16 protein-coding genes are annotated in these 19,324 nt (G+C 72.6%); 6 read left to right on the plus strand and 10 right to left on the minus strand.

Features of this window, described 5'->3' with window-relative positions; genetic code table 11:
* The first annotated feature begins 3 nt into the window (after positions 1 to 3).
* Positions 4 to 720 carry an alpha/beta fold hydrolase gene (locus ACIBAE_RS14080; RefSeq protein WP_399284854.1) on the plus strand — a complete coding sequence of 239 codons (717 nt, stop codon included), beginning with the start codon at positions 4 to 6 and terminating at the stop codon, positions 718 to 720.
* Here the strand turns inward: ACIBAE_RS14080 and ACIBAE_RS14085 are convergent.
* The 10 genes from ACIBAE_RS14085 to ACIBAE_RS14130 form a co-directional block, all read right to left on the minus strand.
* Positions 708 to 1,571: an amidohydrolase family protein gene (locus ACIBAE_RS14085; protein WP_399284856.1), complete on the minus strand. Its 864-nt coding sequence runs from the start codon at positions 1,569 to 1,571 to the stop codon at positions 708 to 710. The two genes, ACIBAE_RS14080 and ACIBAE_RS14085, sit on opposite strands and share 13 nt — an antisense overlap.
* A gap of 6 nt (positions 1,572 to 1,577) precedes the next feature.
* The gene (locus ACIBAE_RS14090; protein ID WP_399284857.1) at positions 1,578 to 1,889 is read right to left on the minus strand and encodes an L-rhamnose mutarotase; all 312 of its coding nucleotides are present in this window, start codon (positions 1,887 to 1,889) and stop codon (positions 1,578 to 1,580) included.
* The gene (locus ACIBAE_RS14095; RefSeq protein WP_399284858.1) at positions 1,886 to 2,875 is read right to left on the minus strand and encodes an aldo/keto reductase; all 990 of its coding nucleotides are present in this window, start codon (positions 2,873 to 2,875) and stop codon (positions 1,886 to 1,888) included. The genes ACIBAE_RS14090 and ACIBAE_RS14095 overlap by 4 nt, the downstream gene beginning before the upstream one ends.
* Before the next feature lie 123 nt (positions 2,876 to 2,998).
* The gene (locus ACIBAE_RS14100; RefSeq protein ID WP_399284859.1) at positions 2,999 to 4,525 is read right to left on the minus strand and encodes a wax ester/triacylglycerol synthase family O-acyltransferase; all 1,527 of its coding nucleotides are present in this window, start codon (positions 4,523 to 4,525) and stop codon (positions 2,999 to 3,001) included.
* Positions 4,526 to 4,851: 326 nt separating this feature from the next.
* Entirely contained in the window at positions 4,852 to 6,066 is a 1,215-nt protein-coding gene (locus ACIBAE_RS14105; RefSeq protein ID WP_399284861.1) for a DUF6777 domain-containing protein, read from the minus strand.
* Between the two features lie 469 nt (positions 6,067 to 6,535).
* Positions 6,536 to 6,706, minus strand: coding sequence for a hypothetical protein (locus tag ACIBAE_RS14110; RefSeq protein WP_399284863.1), 171 nt, complete (start codon positions 6,704 to 6,706; stop codon positions 6,536 to 6,538).
* A 220-nt stretch (positions 6,707 to 6,926) separates the two neighbouring features.
* Positions 6,927 to 8,333 (minus strand): SDR family NAD(P)-dependent oxidoreductase, encoded by a 1,407-nt coding sequence (locus ACIBAE_RS14115; protein WP_399285050.1) that lies wholly within the window; start codon positions 8,331 to 8,333, stop codon positions 6,927 to 6,929.
* A 259-nt stretch (positions 8,334 to 8,592) separates the two neighbouring features.
* Entirely contained in the window at positions 8,593 to 9,372 is a 780-nt protein-coding gene (locus ACIBAE_RS14120; RefSeq protein ID WP_399284865.1) for a GNAT family N-acetyltransferase, read from the minus strand.
* Positions 9,369 to 10,289, minus strand: coding sequence for an NADP-dependent oxidoreductase (locus ACIBAE_RS14125; RefSeq protein WP_399284866.1), 921 nt, complete (start codon positions 10,287 to 10,289; stop codon positions 9,369 to 9,371). Before ACIBAE_RS14125 ends, ACIBAE_RS14120 begins: the two co-directional genes overlap by 4 nt.
* 229 nt (positions 10,290 to 10,518) lie before the next feature.
* Complete coding sequence (locus tag ACIBAE_RS14130; RefSeq protein WP_399285052.1) at positions 10,519 to 13,104, minus strand: PA14 domain-containing protein; 2,586 nt, start codon at positions 13,102 to 13,104, stop codon at positions 10,519 to 10,521.
* A 234-nt stretch (positions 13,105 to 13,338) separates the two neighbouring features.
* On the opposite strand from ACIBAE_RS14130, the gene ACIBAE_RS14135 reads away from it, so the two are divergent.
* The 5 genes from ACIBAE_RS14135 to ACIBAE_RS14155 all read left to right on the plus strand — a co-directional run bounded on the left by ACIBAE_RS14135 (position 13,339) and on the right by ACIBAE_RS14155 (position 19,235).
* Complete coding sequence (locus tag ACIBAE_RS14135) at positions 13,339 to 14,364, plus strand: LacI family DNA-binding transcriptional regulator (protein WP_399284867.1); 1,026 nt, start codon at positions 13,339 to 13,341, stop codon at positions 14,362 to 14,364.
* Between the two features lie 148 nt (positions 14,365 to 14,512).
* A complete protein-coding gene (locus tag ACIBAE_RS14140; protein ID WP_399284868.1) occupies positions 14,513 to 15,643 on the plus strand; it encodes an ABC transporter substrate-binding protein in 1,131 nt (376 codons plus the stop codon).
* Between the two features lies 1 nt (position 15,644).
* Positions 15,645 to 17,255 (plus strand): sugar ABC transporter ATP-binding protein, encoded by a 1,611-nt coding sequence (locus tag ACIBAE_RS14145; RefSeq protein WP_399284870.1) that lies wholly within the window; start codon positions 15,645 to 15,647, stop codon positions 17,253 to 17,255.
* Positions 17,248 to 18,210, plus strand: a complete 963-nt coding sequence (locus ACIBAE_RS14150; protein ID WP_399284872.1) for an ABC transporter permease — start codon at positions 17,248 to 17,250, stop codon at positions 18,208 to 18,210. The genes ACIBAE_RS14145 and ACIBAE_RS14150 overlap by 8 nt, the downstream gene beginning before the upstream one ends.
* Before the next feature lie 44 nt (positions 18,211 to 18,254).
* A complete protein-coding gene (locus ACIBAE_RS14155; RefSeq protein ID WP_399285054.1) occupies positions 18,255 to 19,235 on the plus strand; it encodes an ABC transporter permease in 981 nt (326 codons plus the stop codon).
* Positions 19,236 to 19,324: the final 89 nt, after the last annotated feature.

Below are 19,324 nucleotides of genomic sequence, written 5' to 3' on the forward strand. Positions count from 1 at the left end.
CACGTGTCCGTACGCGACAGCCGAACCGCCGTCCAGCCCGCCCTGGTCCTCGACAGGACGGCCGCGCGGCCCCGCGCCGCCGTCCTGCTGCTGCACGGCGGACGCTCGGAGAGCGAGCAGCCGCCGACCCGGCTGAATCTTCCGGGCGCGCGGATGCGGCCGTTCACCCGGGCGGTGCTCCGGGCCACGGAGGGCCATGAGGTGGTGGTGGGGCGGGTGCGCTACCGGCACCGGGGGTGGAACGGCGGCCGTGCCGACGCGGCCCGCGACGCGCGCCGGGCGCTCGACGAGCTCACGCAGCTGATCGGACCGGTGCCGGTGGTCCTCGTGGGCCACTCGATGGGCGGCCGCGCCGCCCTGGCCGCCGCCGGTCACGACCTGGTCACCGGCGTGGTGGGGCTGGCCTCCTGGTGCCCGCCGGGCGACCCGGTGGGGCAGCTCGCGGGCCGCAGGGCGGTGCTGCTGCACGGCGACCGCGACCGGATCACGGATCCGCGCGGCAGCGTCGAACTGGCCGCCCGCGCCCGGGACGCGGGCGCCGAGGCCGGGGCCGTGCTGCTGTCGGGCGGTGATCACGCGATGCTGCGCCGGGCCGCCACCTGGCACGCGCTGGCCACCGGCTCGGTCGCCGCCCTGCTGGGCATGGACCCGTTTCCCGAGCCGGTGCGCCGGGCGCTCCGGCCGGGAAACGGTCAGGAGGACCTGGTTCAGAGGGCGTAGACGCGCCGGGCGGTGCCCGCGAAGACCGCCGCGCGCTCGGCCTGGCTCAGTGCGTCGGTCACCGTGCGGGCCGCGTCGAGGACTTCTCCGTACGTGGCGGCCAGCCGGCACACCGGCCAGTCGGAGCCGAACATCAGCCGGTCGGGACCGAAGGCGTCGAGCACGGTGTCGGCGTACGGGCGCAGCCCGTTGGCCGTCCAGGAGTCCCAGGCGGCCTCGGTGACCATCCCGGAGAGCTTGCAGACGGTGTTGGGCCGGGCGGCCAGGGCCCGTACGTGCCAGGCCCAGGGCTCCATCCCGCCGGCGGCTATCGGTGGTTTTCCCAGGTGGTCCAGGACGAACGTCAGCTCCGGCAGCAGTCGCGCCACCCTGGCCGCGGCGGGCAGCTGGAGCGGGAGGACCACCAGGTCGTACGCGAGACCGGCGGCGGCGACGGCGGCGAGGCCGCGCCGTACCTCGGGGCGCAGCAGCCACTCCGGGTCGGGCTCGCCCTGGACCTGGTGGCGGATGCCCACCAGCTTCTCCCCGCCCGGCAGGGCGCGCAGCGCCGCGAGGGTGTCCGCGATTCCGGGCGCGGTGAGGTCGGTCCAGCCGACGACGCCCGCGACCAGGTCGCTGCCGGCGGCCTCGGCGAGGAATTCGGGGGTCTCCTCGGCGACCCCGACGGTCTGTACGAGAACGGTGGCCGCGACCCCGGCGGCGCGCGCCTCGGGCTCAAGGTCGCCGAGGGTGAAGTCACGGCGGAGAGGGGCCATGGCGGGGCCGGTGATCCAGTCCTGGTCGCGTACGGACAGGTCCCAGATGTGGTGGTGGGCGTCGACGACGGCCGGCGGTGCGCTCGGCGGTGGCATCCGGTGTCACAGCTCCCAGACGGCGGGCAGTCCGGCGCCGGCGCCGCCCTCGGAGTAGTCGTGGACGACATCGAGCAGCTCGGCCATCCGGGCCTGCCAGGCGATGTTGACCGGGAGCTGGTCCAGTGCCGCCAGCAGGCGTGCGTAGTCCTCGCACTCCAGCAGGTGGAACAGATCGGTGCCGCTGCGCCAGATCGTCCAGGAGGAGGCGCCGGCGGCGCGGATCGCGGCGGTGAGTTCGGCGGGCACCTCGCGGTGCGCGGCCTCGTACTCCTCGACACGGTCGGCGCGGACCTTGGTGTGCAGGGCGACTCTCATGACAGTCCGTCCTCGGTCAGCAGTCCTTCGGCGCGCAGCTCGGCCCAGAGGTCCTCGGGGACCGTACGGGCGGCCAGCTCGGCAGCGTCGCGTACCTCCGCTGCGGAGCGGGTGCCGACCAGGACCCCGGCGACGGCCGGATGGCGCAGGGGGTAGTGCAGGGCCGCGGCGCGCAGCGGGACGCCGTGCCGCCGGGTGACGGCGTCCATGCGCAGGGCCCGGTCGAGCAGGGCGGGCGGGGCGGCGGTGTAGTCGTAGGTCGCGCCGGGGCGCGGGTCGGCGAGCAGACCGGAGTTGAAGACCCCGCCGACGACGACGCTCCTGCCGCGCGCGGCGGCCTCGGGCAGCAGCTCGGTGAGTGCCGACCGGTCGAGGAGGGTGAAGCGGCCCGCGCACAGGACGACATCGACGTCGGTGTCGCGGAGGAAGCGGGTGAGCATCGCGGTCTGGTTCATCCCGGCGCCGATCGCGCCCACGACCCCTTCGGCGCGCAGCTTCTCCAGGGCCGGATAGGCCTGCTGGAAGGCTTCGTCCGCGTGGTCGTCCGGATCGTGCAGATAGACGACGTCGATCCGGTCGAGACCGAGCCGCCCGAGACTGTCGTCGAGGGAGCGGCGCACGCCGTCGGCGCTGAAGTCCCAGACGCGGCGGTGGGTGGCCGGTACGGCGAATCCGGTGGCGAGGTCGTCGCCGGTCGTCCCGGCGCCCGCTCCGGGGACGGGTTCGAGCAGCCGGCCCACCTTGGTGGACACCGTGAACTCCCCGCGCGGCCTGGTGCGCAGGGCTTCCCCGAGGCGCCGCTCGGAGAGCCCGAGGCCGTAGTGGGGTGCGGTGTCGAAGTAGCGGATGCCCGCGTCCCAGGCGGCGTCGACCGCGGCCGTGGCCCGGTCGGGTTCGACCGGGGTGTAGAGATTTCCGATCCCGGCCGCCCCGAAGGACAGTTCGGTCACGCTGACCGGACCGCGTCCGAGCGTGGTGTGGCGCATACCGCCGCCGCCTCCCCAAAGTCCTGCTGCCAAATCCTGTCACCGACCACGTCGTCGCCGGTCACGACGAATATTCATCGGATGACTGGGTGGCGTCAACACCTCTGTGGCAGCAATATCCGGTTATTCGGGGAGGAGCTGTCCGATCTCTCGGGTCTCTCCGGGCTCCTGGGTCTCTCCGGGCTCCTGGGTCTCGCTGGTCTCTCCGGCCTCGCAGGGCGCGGCGGGCTCGCACGTCGATCGGGAGACACGGAGCAACTCCGCCAGCTCGTCGGTCATGGCAGCCGCCAGCCGGCCGAGGTCCGGCACCGCCTTGCCGTCGGCGACCAGACCCACCTGCACCCGTCCACCGTACGTGGACAGCGCCACGGCCAGGGACTGTCCGCGTGCCAGCGGCGCCATCGGGTAGACCTCGCGCAGCGGGCAGCCGCCGAGCGAGAGCGTGGAGCGCGGCAGCGGCACGCTGGTCACCAGGATGTCGAAGAGAATCCTCGCCGCACCGCCGGCCAGCGGCGCCCCGAGCCGGTGGGCGAGCGGCGGCAGCTGGGCCGCGAGCAGGGCGACCGCGCCCGCTCCGCGCGCCGGTCCCTCGGACTTGTTGCGGTCCATGCCGCGCCGGACGGCGGTGAGCCGGGCGCCCGGTTCGGCCTCGGCGACCGGCAGGCCGAGGAGGTACGCGGAGAAATCGTTCGCCGCGCCGGGAGACCGGCCGGGACGGCGCCGGGAGACCGGCACCAGGGCGCGTGGCGGGGCGAGGGGCAGCGGCTCGCCGCGTTCGAGCATCCAGCGCCGCAGCGCACCGGCCACGGTCGCGAGGAGGACATCGTTGGCCGTGCCGCCCGCGGCACGGCGGATCCGCTGGACGTCCGCCAGATCGAGCAGGGCGGTCGCGAACCGCCGGGTGCCGCTGGATCCGGCGGTGAGGGCGGGGGTGCCGCGCGGGTCGAGCCGGCTGGCCCGTACGACCGAGGCGCCGATGCCGACCGCCCGGCCCAGCTCGCCGAGCCGGTCCCTGGTGAGCCCGGCGGCCTGCCAGGGGCCCGGCAGCCAGGACCGGGGCGGGACGGGGCGCACCCGCCGGACCCCGGCCGCGCGCGCGTCGGCGATCTGGTCGAAGATGCCCGCGCCGATGGAGACGGCACGCATCCCGTCGGCGAGCGCGTGGTGCAGCTTGACGAGGACGGCGAACGGCCGGCCGCCGTCACCTGCCCCGCCCGGCCCGTCACCGCCGGCCGGGTGCCCGGCCTCCCCCGGCCCGTCCCCGGCCGCGCCGGGCTGCGTGAGCACGTACATCTCCCAGGGCGGGATACCGCGTTCCAGCGGGCGTTCCATCAGCTCTCCGGCGAGGCGCGCCGCCGCGGCGGCGAAGTCGCCCTCGGCCAGCGGCAGCCACCTCACGTGCCGGCGTACGTCGAAGCCCTTGTCGGCCATCCAGGCGGCGCCGCCCACGGGCAGCAGGACGTCCCGTACCCGCATCCGCAGCCGGGGGACGGCGGCGGCGCGCGTGGCGAGCAGGTCCAGCACGCCCCGGGCGTCCGTCGAGCCGGGTGCCGAGGAGAAGACCGCGAGCGCGCCGAGGTGCATGGGATGGTCCGCGGATTCGAGGTGCCAGAAAGCCAGATCGAGAGGTGCCAGCAGCTCGGTGGTCAAGAGGTTCCAATCGTCTGCGGTCAGCTACGTTCACATACGATCACTTCACGTGCCTTAACGACGGATGCCGCTCAGTGTGACGGTCGTTCCCGGACAGGAACTCGCGCCGGACCCTCTCGCCGCTGCCACCGCGACCCGGACCGGCCGCACCGGACCGGCCGCACCGGACCGGCCGCACCGGACCGGCCGCACGGGACCAGCCGCACGGGACCAGCCGCATCACCCCGCTCAGTCGGACCGGCCCCCGGGTAGGCGCAGGCCGCGACGTGGTCCATGTCCCGTTCGCGCGGGTCGTGAGAGCGCTCCGCCCCCGGAGAGCGCCATGGTCAGCCCTGAAGCGCGTCGGACCCGGCCGGTTCGTCGCCGACTGCCCCCTCCTGGTCGGAGATCGCGGGGGCCGGTCCTTCGAGTACCCCGTCGGGGAGGGGTCCTGACCCGTCGTCGGCCGGATCCGGACCGGTTACGGGCTCGTCGGCCGCTGTTCCCTCCTGGGCGTCGGGCTGGATACCGGACCCGCCGTCGGGCTGGAAGGCGGCACCGGCCGTATCACCGGCCCCCGCCGGCGCGGGGCATCCCGGCGCCTGGGCGCTCGGGGGCGGGCAGTCGGCGGCCGGTGCGGCGTCCGCCCCCGGGACGGAACCGCCCGGATCGCCCGGACCGCTCCGCTCCCCCGGGGCGGCGGGCTCCTGGCCCGCCGGGGACGTACGGGAGGCGGCGTCGGGCGGCTTCACGACGTTCGCATCGGTGACGTCGGCGTCCGGGCCGTACGCCGGGAGGATCTCGGGATTCGCGTCCTCGTCGCCATCGGTACCGATGTTGCGCTCGATCCAGGTGCCGTCGGCCGCGTCGGAGATGATCAGACTGTTGACGGAGTCGGTGGTGCGGGTGATGACGACCACCCGCTCCGGCCGGTAGCCGGCCCACGGCTTCCCCCGGTGCGTCACGGAGCCCTGGGCGGCGACCGGCGGACGCAGCGGGCTGCCGCCGGCGCAGCGCAGTCTGGGCAACCCGCGCCCGTCCACCATGACGGCGGTGCCGGCCTGGAGCACCGACTGGAAGGCGGTGGCGTTCCCGCCGCGATAGCCGTAGTTGGTCACCCGGGTGTCGGCCCGCAGGAACACGGGGGTGAGCCCGCGCAGGAAGCCGGGGACGGAGACCTGGCTGATGCCCGCGCCCTGGGCGAAGGCCCGGGCCTTCGTCCGGTCCTCCGTGAGGAAGCGGACCTGGCGTTCCCCATCGCAGCTGGAGAGGGACCGGGCGCCGCCGTAGAGCCCCGGCGTCGACCCCGGGAGGGCACGTGCCCGCTGCCCGGCGGGGGAGCCGGCCCGCGCTCCCGGCGGCGAAGTCCGGTCGGCCGGCGGGGCTTTGGCCGTCGAGGGGGTGAACGGGTCGGGGCCAGGGTCGGCGGCCCGCTGGAGGAAGAGTTCCTTGGCGCGCACGGCGTCCTCGCCCGCGCCGTCCCCGCCGCAGCCGGCCGTGATCAGAATGCCCACGGACAGTGCGGCCAGCGCGGCAAGCCGACGACGGTTGGGTGAGCGCACCAGAATCTCCCGCCTCTTCATTCCAGAGATGTCCCCCCATATCTGCCGGATCCCCCCGGGCCCCGCAAGCGGGACCGGGGACGGCGGACCGGGGACCCGGGCGCGGTCCGGCGACGGCAGGGGCTCGGCGGGCGCCGTGAACGCGGTCGAGCCGCGTGGAGGTGTGCGGTGTCCGCGCTGGTCAGCGGGAGCGCGCCGACCGGGGCGCGGCCGACCGGGGCGGCACGACCCGGCCGGCCCGGCCCCCGCCCGGCGCCGCGCCTCCCCGTCCGCGCGCACTACGCCGCCGGTGTCCCGCGCCCGGCCGGGGCGGCACGCCATGAAGCCGTGTCCGGCACGGAAGCGTCCGGCACGAAAACGTCCCGCACGAAAGCGTCCGGCACGAAAGCGTCCGGCACGAAAGCGTCCCGCACCCCCAGGACAGCAGGGGTACGGGACGTCCCGAACGGCACCGGTCGGTCGGTGCCGTTCAGTCGATACCGGGCAGGATGTGCGGCTCCGCCAGGTCGTCTTCGTAGCCGGCCAGCCTGATGGGGGCCGACCTGGCCCACACTTCGAGGTTGCCGAGCTTGTCGGGCCTGCGGGTCCGCTCGCCGTGGTCCGCAGGTCGTTGTTCGTGGGTCGTCAGATCTTGGGTCACCGCGCACTCCTCTGTGTCGCGCAACACTGGACAGGGCAGTTCCGTCGCGGTGGCGCCGTTACTCGGGCGGGACCGCGGCCGTGGTAGGGGCCCTGTCCCCGCACGGCCGTGGGGATGGTGTATCCCCTGCTTGGCCGTCCGTGCGCACCAGAGTAACCAGATGAGCGTCGACCCGCTCGATAGGGCCGACCTCCGGGTGATATTCCGGCCATCCGGCCGATTACCAGTTGGCGGGCTTGTAGTCCTTGAGGAAGCAGCCGTAGAGGTCCTCGCCGCTCTCACCGCGCACGATCGGATCGTATACGCGCGCCGCGCCGTCGATCAGGTCGAGCGGGGCGTGGAAGCCCTCGTCGGCCAGGCGCATCTTGTCCGGATGGGGGCGCTCGTCGGTGATCCAGCCGGTGTCGACGGCCGTCATCAGGATGCGGTCGGACTCGAACATCTCCTGGGCGCTGGTGCGCGTGAGCATGTTCAGCGCGGCCTTGGCCATGTTGGTGTGCGGATGCCCCGCGCCCTTGTAGCCCCGGCCGAAGACGCCCTCCATGGCGGAGACGTTCACCACGTAGGCGCGCTCGGCCCCGGCCCCGGCCGCGGCCATCGCCGCGCGGAGCCGGCTGATCAGGATGAACGGGGCGGTGGAGTTGCAGAGCTGTACTTCCAGCAGCTCGACCGGGTCGACCTCGGAGACCGTCTGCACCCAGCTGTTGGTGTCGTGCAGGTCGGGTACGAGACCGCCCGCGTCGATCGCCGTGCCCGCTTCGATCCTGGCGAGCGAGGCCGAACCGCCGAGCAGGGCGAGGCCGGTGACGTCCGAGGCGCTCAGCGCCTCGGCTCCGACGGCCGGAAGGACGGCCTGGGCGCCGCTGCCGAAGGCTCCGATGACCTGCGAGGAGGGCAGTTCACCGGCGGGCAGGGGCGCGCTCTCGGCCGCGAGGAGTTCGCTGTAAGCCCCCGGGGAGCGGCGTACCGTCTGCGCGGCGTTGTTGATCAGGATGTCCAGCGGCCCCTCGGCGGCGACGGAGTCGGCGAGCGCGACGACCTGCGCCGGGTCCCGCAGATCGATGCCGACGATCTTGAGGCGGTGGATCCACTCGTCGCTGTCCTCCATCGCCTTGAAGCGGCGGATGGCGTCACCGGGGAAGCGGGTGGTGATGGTGGTGTGCGCGCCGTCGCGCAGCAGCCGCAGCGCGATGTACATACCGATCTTGGCGCGGCCGCCGGTGAGCAGCGCGCGCCGGCCCGTGAGATCCGTACGAGCGTCCCTGCGGGCGCGGTTCTCGGCCGCGCACGCCTGGCAGAGCTGGTGGTAGAAGGCGTCGACCTCGACGTAGCGGCTCTTGCAGATGTAGCAGGAGCGGGGGCGCTGGAGTATGCCCGCGATCTCCCCGGCGGCCGAGGAGGACGGCAGCAGGCCCTGCGTCTCGTCGTCGATGCGCTCGGCGGAGCCGGTGGCGGTGGCCTCGGTGACGGCCTTGTCGTGGGCGGTCTTGGCGGCCCTGCGGTCCTGGCGGCGGCGCTGCTTCACGGTCCGGTAGACACCGGCGGTGGCCCGCCGGACCGTGATGGCGTCGGGGTGGTCGACGTCGAGCTTGTCGAGTTCGCCGAGCACGCCGAGGACGACGGCCATGCGCTCGGGGTCGATGCCGGGACCGTACGCCTGGCCGTCCTCGTTCACCTGGCCGTTCTCGTACGACGGGCTCTCGCCGTACGACGGGCTGTCGCCGTACGCCGGGCTGTCGTCTGTCACCGTCATCGTGTTGCCGTTCCTCGATCACTCGTACGCCGGGGTCCCCCGGCGGGCTTGACCCGCTGCTGCGGCCATCCCCACGGATCAGGGCAGCTCAGGAGCATACCGACACGCTCGGGGTCAACAAAATGCCAATATCTTATACGGTCCCGCCGGGCCGGTTCGCCGCCTCGGGAAGGCGGACGCCCAGGAAGGACGTCACACGGCGCTGCCGGAAGCCCAGCGACTCGTAGAGCCTGATGGCGCTGGTGTTGTCGGCGGCGGCGTGCAGGAACGGCGTATCGCCTCGGGCGCGGATACCGTCGGCGACGGCCAGGACGAGCCGCGCGGCCAGCCCCTGGCCCCGGAACTCGGGGGCGGTGCAGACGGCGCTGATCTCGGTGTGGCCCGGCGGGCGCATCCGTTCCCCGGCCATCGCGACCAGCGCACCGCCGCGGCGGATGCCGAGGTACGTGCCCATCTCGATCGTGCGCGGGAAGAACGGTCCGGGCCGGGTGCGTTCGACCAGGTCGAGCATCTCCGGCACATCGGCGGGGGTGAGGCGCACCGCCTCCTCGTCCGGTTTCGCGGCCAGCCCGGCGTCGACGAACTGGAGGCCCTCGGCGCGGAAGGTGATCTCCCAGTCGTCGGGCGGCGGAACGCGGTATCCGGCGAGCGCGAAGGATCCGCCGGGTCCGAGGAGGGCGGCGGCGTCGGCCCAGTCCGCGTCGGTCGGGTCGTCGGGCAGGGCCAGCCACGGTGACACGTCGGTCGGGTAGCGCAGCAGCCGGCCTCTCCGCTCGGCGAAGTGGGCGTGCGGCCCGGTCAGCGCGGAGCGGGCGGGGTTGTCGAGCGGGTGCGCCGCCGTGGGGGCGCCGAGCGGGGTCGCCGCCTGGGGGCGGGCCGCCGTGTCGAGCGGCAGCGGGTCTCGCAGGCTCATGCGCCGACCTCGATCACGGTCTTTCCGAGGGCGTGCCCTTCCTCCACCGCGCGCAGGGCCTCGGCCGCCCGCTCCAGCGGGAACGTCCGGGTCACGTACGGGTTCAGCGCGCCGCTCACGACGAGCCGTGCGACGTCGTCGAGGACGGCTGCCGTGCGCAGCCGTACGACCGCCGCACCGCCGAGTTTCACCACCCTGCCCCGGTCGCCCGCGCTGATCAGTTTCGTGCGGTCGGCCAGGAGCGTGGCGGCGGCTTCGAGGTCGGCGCCGCCGACGAGGTCGAGGACGGCGTCGACGCCGTCGGGCGCGGCGGCCCGTACCCGCTCCGCCAGACCGGGACCCGGGGGTACGTGGGTCACGCCGAGGGACTCGACGAACTCCCTCTTGCCCGTGCTCGCCGTGCCGATGACCCGCAGGCCCGTGGCGCGGGCGATCTGGGCGGCCGCGACGCCGACTCCGCCGCCCGCGCCGATGATCAGCAGGGTGGCGCCGGCCGGCAGAGCGGCCTGGCGTACGGCGTCGTACGCGGTCGCCGCCGCGACGGGCAGCGCGGCCGCGTCGGTGAAGGAGACCGCGTCCGGCTTGTGCGCGGTGACGGCGGCGGGCAGCAGGGTGTACTCCGCGTACCCGCCGGTGAGGGTCGAGCCGAAGACGGCGTCCCCGACGGCGAAGCCCTCGACCCCGGGGCCGGTCTTCTCGACCGTCCCGGCGGCCTCGTTGCCGAACACGGCCGGCAGCTCGGTGGGTGCGGCGCCCGGCCGGAGGTAGCCGTCGCGCAGCTTCCAGTCGACGGGGTTGACGCCGGCCGCGCGGACGGCGATGAGCAGTTGGCCGGGGCCGGGCTCCGGCGCGGGCTGTTCGACGAAGGACTCGGTGTCCGGACCGCCGTGCCGGGTGTAGACGTACGCCTTGGGCATGGGACTCCTCGATCTGGCCGGTGCATCGGTCGCCGCCCCGGGCGACAGCAGATGAAAGGCGGATCTTCGGGCTCCTATTCCCGGGGTCACACGGCGTTCATCGAGCGGCAACGATCCGTCGCCGGGGCCGGACCCGGGGAACGCGCGAGTCCCCGGTCCGCCCGGGGAGGGGCGGACCGGGGACATCGGCCGGATCAGGACTCCCGGCCGGGTGCGCGCCGGGTGCGCGTCAGAAGCTCGCGCACGCCATCGAGGCCGGATCCGAGGCATCGCGGATCAGCGCGTCGTGCGCCGCCTTCAGCCGCCGCACGTCGGGTTTGACGATCCTGCGGTCGTAGGTGACCAGACCGTTCAACTCGCCTTCCACATCGGTGATCTGGGTGTAGACGGCGCCGTTTCCACCCCGGCAGGCGAGCGCCCGGACGGTGTCGAGCAGCCCGAGGTAATCGTCGGTGTACGCGGCCTGGTCGACCGCCACGTAGGTCATCTGCACGCTCCAGGCGTGGCCGGGTATCGCGAGCCCGAGTCCGCCGTACTCGCCGCTGACCAGGGCCCGTTCACCGTCCGGCTCGGGCAGCAGCGGACTCGGATAGCCGTGTGCGTCGGCGATGTCGCCGTTGCCGCCGTCCACCGCGCCGCAGCAGTTCAGGCCGCTCATGTTGTTCACCAGCCGGGTCGGGTCCCAGGACTTGGCCTGATCGGCGATCCGGGCCTGGTCGTACTGGCCCCAGCCCTCGTTGAAGGTCACCCACATGACCACCGAGGGGCTGTTGCGGTGCTCGTCGATGATCTCCTTCATCTCGCGCTCGTACTCGGCGCGGGCGGCGGCGTCCGGTTCGACGGTGTTCATGGCCGGCATGTCCTGCCAGACGAGCAGGCCGAGCCGGTCCGCCCAGAAGAACCACCGGTCGGGTTCGACCTTGATGTGCTTGCGGACGGAGTTGTAGCCGAGCTTCTTGTGCTCCTTGAGGTCGTAGGCGAGCGCCTCGTCGGTCGGGGCGGTGTGCAGGCCGTCGGGCCAGAAGCCCTGGTCGAGGGTGGCCATCATGAAGACGGGCTTGCCGTTGAGCACCGTGCGCGGCTTTCCGTCGATGGTCTCGACGGCGATGGAGCGCATGCCGAAGTAGCTGCCGACCTTGTCCTTTCCGGCCGTCACCTCCAGCCGGTACAGGTGCGGATCGTCCGGCGACCACAGGTGCGGGTCGCGGACGGGCACGCTGAGCGGGGCGGAGCCGCTGCCGGTGGCCGTGCCGACCTTGCGCTTGCCGTCGTACGCGGTGGCCGTGACGGGCACCCCGTCCCGCAGCCCGGGTACCTCGACGGCGAGCTTCCCGCCCGGCACGTCGGGGGTGAGCGTGAGGGAGTCCGCGTGGTCGGGCGCGACCGGTTCCATCCAGACCGTCTGCCAGATGCCGGACGACGGGGTGTACCAGATGCCGCTGGGGTCCAGGCGCTGCTTGCCGACCGGCGGGTTCTCGCCGTCCTCGGCGTCGGTCGGGTCGTAGACGCCGACGATCAGTTCCTGGGTGCGGCCGGGCTTCAGGGCGTCGGTGACGTCGGCGCTGAACCGGTCGTAACCGCCCTCGTGTTCGGTGACCTTGGTGCCGTTGACGTACACCTCGGCCCGCCAGTCGACGGCGTCGAAGTTGAGCTTGAGCCGCTTGCCGTCGCCGCCGCGGTCGCCGACGTGCCAGTCGGCGGGCACGGTGAAGGCGCGGCGGTACCACATCCGGTCCTCGTGCCGTTCGAGACCGGAGAGCTGGGACTCCACCGGGTAGGGAACGAGGATCTTCTCGCCGAGTGTGGTGCCGACCGGCGGCTTGTCGCCCGCCTTCGCGGCGGCGAACTGCCAGGAGCCGTTGAGGTTCCGCCAGGCGTCGCGGGTCAGCTGCGGCCGGGGGTACTCGGGGTGCGCGTCGGTCGCGCTGACATCGTCGGCCCAGGGGGTGCGCAGTTCGTACGTGGAGTCGTTGGGGCCGCTGGACCAGAAGGGACCGACCGCCTTGCCGTCCTGGCCGGTCAGGCCGCCCGCGCCGTCGTAGCGGACATCGGCGAGACCGGCGGCTCCGCCGCCCTTCTTGCCGACGACGGGCTCCTTCAGTGCGACGGTGAGGCTGCGTGCGTCGGTCCGGTCGCGCTTGACCGCGCCCAGGGGCCACGCGGCGCCGCCGATGACGGCTTCGAGGTGGCCGGCGACATCGGCCGGCGGGGGCGCGAGCTTCTGGGCGAAGTCGAGCTTGAGGCTACGGCCGTCCTTCAGGACGGTGGCGGCGATGGCGCCGTCGTACGCGAAGCCGTCGGGCAGCCGGAAGGCGGACTGCGGGACCGGCTTCTCGGCGGCGCCCGGCTCGGTCCACCGGAGATGGAGGTTGGAGCCTCCCTCGTGCTCGAAGAACTCGATCTTCAGGTCGTAGGCCGTGCCCGCGGTCAGTTCGACCGGCTGGGAGGTCTGTTCCTTCTCCCAGTCGTCGACCCAGTGGTCGATGACCGGTTTGCCGTCGATCCAGAGCCGGAACCCGTTGTCGCCGATCATCGAGAAGGTGTGCGCACCGGTGGTCTCCGGCACGACCTTCCCGGTCCACCGCACGCTGACGTCGTCGGCCTGCCCGGTGGCGGCGGCGAGCCGCGCCTCCAGGGAGCCGAAGTCGATGGACGGGTCGAATCCGGTGGCCTTCAGCTGGTCGAAGTCGAAGGCGCCGGGGGCGGACTGGGTGTAGTACTCGCCTTTGAGGCCGTGGGCCCCGGCCGGTTCGTCCACGGCCGAGGCGGCCGGGGCGGCGGTGAGCCCGGCGACTCCCAGGACGGCGGCGAGCATGAGGGCCAGCTTTTTTCGGATACGCACAAATCCTCCGGGCTGCTGTGGGGTGGCGGCTCGTCGCGGCAATCTGTACAACGTTGGAAGGAACGGCAGTTGGCATGACAGCATGCCGTTCCGCTTGCTGTCCAGGGTCATGACAGAGCCCGGTCCGGCACCGATCCGGGACCGTGTATAACGTTGTACAAATGGGACAGGGGGCGGGCTCTCGGGCCGGCTCCGGAGGGGAGTGCGGTGACCGTCAGCCTCAAGGACGTCGCGGAACGCGCGGGCGTCTCGATCAAGACCGTTTCGAACGTGGTCAACAACTACCGGCATGTCACACCGGCGATGCGGACGCGGGTCCAGCAGGCGATCGACGAGCTGGGGTACCGGCCGAATCTGACGGCCCGCCATCTGCGCAAGGGCCGTACGGGCATCATCGCGCTGGCCGTGCCCGAGCTGGGCAACCCGTACTTCGCGGAGCTGGCGGGCGCGGTGATCGATGTGGCCGCCGAGCACGAGTACACCGTGCTGCTGGACCACACCGGGGGCCGTCGCGAGCGGGAGATCCTGGTCAGCCAGGGTTTCCGGGCGCGGGTCATCGACGGGCTGATCCTGAGCCCGATCGAGCTGGAGACGGAGGATCTGCGGGGCCGCGACCACGACGCGCCGCTGGTGCTGCTGGGCGAGCGGGAGTACGACCTGCCGTACGACCACATCGCGATCGACAACGTCGCGGCGGCCCGGGCGGCGGTGCGGCATCTGCTGGATCTGGGCCGGTCGCGGATCGCCTTCCTCGGCGCCCGTACCGATCGCGTCAACGAGCCCTCCCACCTGCGCCTGCGCGGCTGGCGGGCGGAGCTGACGGCGGCCGGGCTGGCGGCGCCGGACTCCCTGGTCGCACCGACGGGCGGCTGGGACCACGCGGACGGCGCGGCCGCGATGAGCCGCCTGCTGGACTCCGGCGCCGCCCCGGACGCGGTCTTCGCGTACAACGACCTGATCGCCATCGGCGCGATGCGGGTGCTCTCCGAGCGGGGGCTGCGGGTGCCCGAGGACGTCGCGGTGGTGGGCTTCGACGACATCACCGAGGGCCGCTACGGCAGCGTGACCCTGACCACGATCTCGCCCGACAAACAGACCATCGCGCGCCTCGCCGTGCAGTCGGTCGTGGAACGGCTGCTGGGCACGGCGGAGACGGCCGGGACCGGCGGTGCGCGTGAACTCCGCGCGGATTTCCGGCTGGTGGAGCGGGAGTCCACGATCGGCAGGTGCTGACCCCGACGGTGCGAGCCGTTCTGGCCAGAGCCCTTTACAGGATTCGTACAACGATGTAAAAACCGTTCCGAACGACCGCAGCAGACCGTACGAGCCGATCTCCCGTGAGCGCCCTGGGCGCCGGGGCCGCGCCAAGATGGGGTTCCGCATGAAGTCTTCAGCACGCCGCCGCACCATCGCCGTCCGCCGTACCACCGCCGCCCGCCGCACCACCACCACCACGACCGTGCTCGCCGCGAGCCTGGTCGCCGCGCTCGCCCTCGCCGGATGCGCGAAGTCCGAGGACGCCGCCTCCGGCGACAAGGGCGCCTCCGCCGGGGATGACGCGGGCCAGGTCGTCGCCTCCCCCAGCGCCGGGAACGACAAGACCTGCACCGTCGAGCAGTTCGGCGGCAAGAAGATCGACCTCTCCTCCGCGACCGTCGGTTTCTCGCAGTCCGAGAAGGAGGCCAACCCCTTCCGGATCGCCGAGACCGCGTCCCTCAAGGCGGAGGCGGAGAAGCGGGGCGTCAAGCTCCTCACCGCCAACGCGCAGTCGCAGTTCTCCAAGCAGATCAGCGACGTCCAGGACCTGATCGCCAAGGGCGCCGACCTGCTGGTGATCGCGCCGCTCAACTCCGACGGCTGGGGGCCGGTGCTGCGTACGGCGGCGAAGCGGAAGATCCCGATCGTCACCGTCGACCGGAAGATCAACGCGACCGCCTGCAAGGACTATGTGAGCTTCATCGGCTCGGACTTCATCGAGCAGGGCAAGCGCGCGGCGGACCAGATGATCGAGGCGACCGGCGGCAAGGGCGAGGTGGCCATCCTGCTCGGCTCGGCCGGCAACAACGTCACGACCGAGCGCACCAAGGGCTTCAAGGACCAGCTCCAGGCCAAGGCCCCCGGGCTGAAGGTGGTCTTCGAGCAGACCGGTGAGTTCGCCCGGGAGAAGGGCCAGAGCGTCACCGAACAGCTCATCCAGTCGAAGCCCGGCATCACCGGCGTCTACGCCGAGAACGACGAGATGGGGCTCGGCGCCGTCAACGCCCTGAAGGGCGCGGGCAAGAAGGCCGGCGCCGTCAAAATCGTGACGGTCGACGGCACCCGCAACGCCGTGCAGGGGATCGTGGACGGCTGGATCTCCGGGGTCATCGAGTCGAACCCGCGCTTCGGCCCGCTCGCCTTCCAGACCCTGGACAGCTTCACCCAGGGCAAGGAGGTCTCCCAGGACATCGTCATCCAGGACAGCGCCTACACCGGGTCGAACGCCGAGTCCGACCTGGGCAAGGCCTACTGACGTGCTGTCCGCCACCGGACTGACGAAGTCCTTCCCGGGCGCCCGGGCGCTGGACGGTGTGGACTTCGCGGTCGGCCCCGGTGAGGTGCACGCCCTCATCGGGGAGAACGGCGCCGGGAAGTCCACCCTCATCAAGCTGCTCACCGGGGTGTACCGGCCCGACGAGGGAGAGATCGTCCACGCCGGGCGGCCCGTCCGCTTCAGCACCCCGCTGGAGGCACAGCACGCCGGGATCTCCACCATCTACCAGGAGGTCAATCTCGTCCCGCTGATGAGCGTGGCCCGCAACCTCTTCCTGGGACGCGAACCCCGGGGCCGGCTCGGCCTGATCGACTTCCGCCGGATGCACCGCGAGGCGGCGGACGCGCTCCGCACGCTGGGGCTGCGGGTCGACGTGAAGCGTCCGCTGCGTTCGCTGGGCGTGGGCGCGCAGCAGATGGTGGCTCTCGCGCGGGCCGTGTCGGTGGACGCGCGCGTGGTCATCATGGACGAGCCGACGTCGTCGCTCGAACCGCGCGAGGTGCGCACCCTGTTCGGCGTGATCCGGATGCTCAAGGAGCGCGGGATCGCGGTGGTCTATGTCAGCCACCGGCTCGACGAGCTGTACGAGGTCTGCGACACGGTCACGGTGCTCCGTGACGGCAAGCGGGTCCACACGGGCCCGATCGCCGAGTTGGAACGGCTGCGGCTGGTGTCGCTGATGCTCGGCCGGGAGATGGGCGAGGTACGCGGCGAAGGGCTCACCAAGTTCACCGGCGAGCACGAGACCGGTGGCGAACCGATCCTGGAAGCAGAGCACTTGACGGTACGTCACGTCCTGCACGACGTGTCGGTGCGGGTGCGGCCCGGCGAGGTGGTGGGGCTCGGCGGGCTGCTCGGCTCGGGTCGCAGCGAGACCGCCAAAGCCATCGCCGGGGCGCTGCCGCCGGACTCGGGCCGGGTGCTGGTGGCCGGCGTTCCGGTACGTACCGGCTCCACGCCCGCCGCGATCAGGGCCGGGATCAGCCTGCTGCCCGAGGACCGCAAGGCCGAGGGCATCGTGCCCGGCCTGTCCGTACGCGAGAACATCGCGCTGGCCGCCCTGCCCGGGCTCTCCCGCTTCGGTCTGGTCGACGACGCCCGGATCGACCGGGTCGTGGACACCTTCATGACACGGCTGCGGATCAAGGCGTCGGGGCCGCACCAGAAGGTCGGCGAGCTGTCCGGGGGCAATCAGCAGAAGGTGCTGCTCGCCCGCTGGCTCGCGATGCGGCCCAAGGTGCTGCTCCTCGACGAGCCGACCCGGGGCATCGATGTCGGCGCCAAGGCCGAGGTGCAGGCCCTGATCGACGAACTGGCCGGTGAGGGGCTCGGGGTGCTGCTGATCTCGTCCGACATGGAGGAACTGATCGAGGGGGCCGACCGGGTCGTGGTCCTGAAGGACGGCGCGGTGGTGGCGGAGCTGACCGGGACCGACGTGACGGAGGACCGGCTGCTGCGCGCGATCGCCGCCGAAGCGGAAGGCCCGGTGGAAGGCCCGGTGAAGGGCACGGAAGGCCCGGTGAAGGGCACCGAAGGCGCTGCGCGAGGCACCGGGGACAGCACTGCGGTGAGCGGGAGCGATCATGACTGACCTGGCGATCGGGCGCGCACCGGCCGACCGGACGCGGCTGCTGAGGCTCCTCCAGGAGTACGGCGTCTACGCCGGCGTCGCCGTACTGCTGCTGGGCAATGCCGCCTTCACCCCGCACTTCCTGTCCGCCGAGAACTTCCGTACGCAGGCCGTACAGGTCGCGCCCGTCCTCATCGTGGCGCTCGGGATGGCGCTGGCCATCGGCAGCGAGGGCGTCGACCTGTCGGTCGGCTCGGTGATGGCGCTGTCGACATCGCTGCTGTCGCTGTATCTCGGCTACGGGCCATGGATCGCGCTCGTCGCGGCCGTCGTCGGCGGAGCCGTCGTCGGCCTCGCCAACGGCTCGCTGATCGCGTTCATCGGTGTCCAGCCCATCGTGGCCACGCTGGCCCTGATGGTCGCGGGGCGCGGCATCGCGCTGGTCCTGCTCCCCCAGCTGAAGGACGTACGGGACCCGGGCATGGCCTCGCTCGGTTCCGGCGATCTGCTCGGTGTCCCGTATCTGGTGCTGATCGCGGCCGCGCTGGCGCTCGCCGTCGGTTTCACCGTACGGCGCACCACCTTCGGCCGGCAGTTGCTCGCGATCGGCGACAGCCGCCCGGCGGCGCGACTGGCGGGCCTCCCGGTGCGCCGGGTGCTGATCCTCGTCTATGTCGGTTCGGGCGTGCTCGCCGCGATCGCGGGCGTGCTGGCCACGGCCCGGCTCCAGGCGAGCGACCCGACCTCGCTCGGCACGCTGATGGAACTGTCCGCGATCACCGCGGTGGTGGTCGGCGGTACACCGCTGAGCGGTGGCCGGATCCGGATCGGCGGGACGGTGGCGGGCGCGGTACTCATCCAACTGCTGACCGCCACGCTCATCAAGCACGATCTGCCGCCGTCCTGGACGCAGATCGCCCAGGCCGTGGTGATCGTGCTCGCGGTCTACGCGGCACGGGAACGGGGGAAGCGGTGACCACGGTGGAGACCGGAGAGACCAGGCGGGCGGAGGCGGCGCCGGTGAAGGACGAACCGCTCGGCGCGAGCCGGGCGGAGCTCTTCAGCGCGCTCGCCCAGCAGCACGGCGCGCTCGTCACGCTCGTCCTGGTGGCGATCGCCGCGTCGGCCGGCTTCGACACCTTCCTGACCGGCGACAACCTGGAGAACATGGCGCTCTCCTCGGCGTTCCTCGCGGTGGTCGCCCTCGGCATGACCTTCGTGATCATCACCGGCGGGATCGATCTCTCGGTGGGGTCGCTGTTCGCACTCGGCGGGGTGCTCGCCGCGTGGGGATCGCGGTACGGCACGGTCGTGGCCCTGCTCCTCCCGCTCGCCGTGTGCGGGCTGATCGGCCTGGTCAACGGGTTGCTGGTCGCGCGGGCGCGGCTCGCGCCGTTCATCGTCACGCTCGCCGCGATGCTGCTGGCACGCGGCGTCCTGCTGTCGGTGACCGACGAGGGCTCGACCACCTATCTGGTGGACGAGAAGTCCGTCTTCGCCGGACTCGGGCAGGACAAGCTGCTCGGTATCGGGCTGCCGGTGTGGATCACGGTGGCGCTCTTCGTGCTGGGCGCGGTCGTCCTGCGCCGCAGCCGGTTCGGCCAGTACGTGTACGCGGTCGGCGGCAACGAGGACGCGGCGGCGCTGATGGGCGCCCCGGTGGCCCGTACGAAGATCGCCGTGTACACGCTGTCCGGGCTCTGCGCGGGGCTCGCCGGTGCGCTCAACGCGGCCTGGCTGGTGTCCGGGGTGACCATCCTCGGCGGCGGGATGGAGCTGGAGGCGATCTCCGCCGTGGTCATCGGCGGGACGCTGCTGACGGGCGGTTTCGGCTTCATCAGCGGTTCCCTGGTGGGGGTGCTGCTGCTGAAGGTCATCCAGAACGTGATCAATCAGATCGGCTCGCTCGACTCGGCGTACCAGCAGGTCGTCAGCGGCGCGTTCCTCGCGGTGGTGGTCATCGCCCAGACCTGGCTGGGACGGCGGCGCCGGATGCTCTGACCGTGAACTCCGCATGCTCCGACCGTGAACTCCACGACGCCGCGACGCCGCTGGTCCACGACTCCGCGACTCCGCACGGGGCGCCCGGT

The sequence above is a fragment of the Streptomyces sp. NPDC051569 genome (assembly GCF_044454085.1).
In the GTDB taxonomy this organism is placed as follows: Bacteria; Actinomycetota; Actinomycetes; order Streptomycetales; family Streptomycetaceae; genus Streptomyces.

Excerpts from the sequence above, each read along its gene's own strand:
- ACIBAE_RS14115 (WP_399285050.1), bottom strand. The coding sequence starts at position 8,333 with ATGGCCGTCGTCCTCGGCGTGCTCGGCGAACTCGACAAGCTCGACGTC.
- ACIBAE_RS14095 (WP_399284858.1), bottom strand. The coding sequence starts at position 2,875 with ATGCGCCACACCACGCTCGGACGCGGTCCGGTCAGCGTGACCGAACTG.
- ACIBAE_RS14085 (WP_399284856.1), bottom strand. The coding sequence starts at position 1,571 with ATGCCACCGCCGAGCGCACCGCCGGCCGTCGTCGACGCCCACCACCAC.
- ACIBAE_RS14150 (WP_399284872.1), top strand. The coding sequence starts at position 17,248 with ATGACTGACCTGGCGATCGGGCGCGCACCGGCCGACCGGACGCGGCTG.
- ACIBAE_RS14090 (WP_399284857.1), bottom strand. The coding sequence starts at position 1,889 with ATGAGAGTCGCCCTGCACACCAAGGTCCGCGCCGACCGTGTCGAGGAG.
- ACIBAE_RS14130 (WP_399285052.1), bottom strand. The coding sequence starts at position 13,104 with ATGCTCGCCGCCGTCCTGGGAGTCGCCGGGCTCACCGCCGCCCCGGCC.
- ACIBAE_RS14120 (WP_399284865.1), bottom strand. The coding sequence starts at position 9,372 with ATGAGCCTGCGAGACCCGCTGCCGCTCGACACGGCGGCCCGCCCCCAG.
- ACIBAE_RS14125 (WP_399284866.1), bottom strand. The coding sequence starts at position 10,289 with ATGCCCAAGGCGTACGTCTACACCCGGCACGGCGGTCCGGACACCGAG.
- ACIBAE_RS14140 (WP_399284868.1), top strand. The coding sequence starts at position 14,513 with ATGAAGTCTTCAGCACGCCGCCGCACCATCGCCGTCCGCCGTACCACC.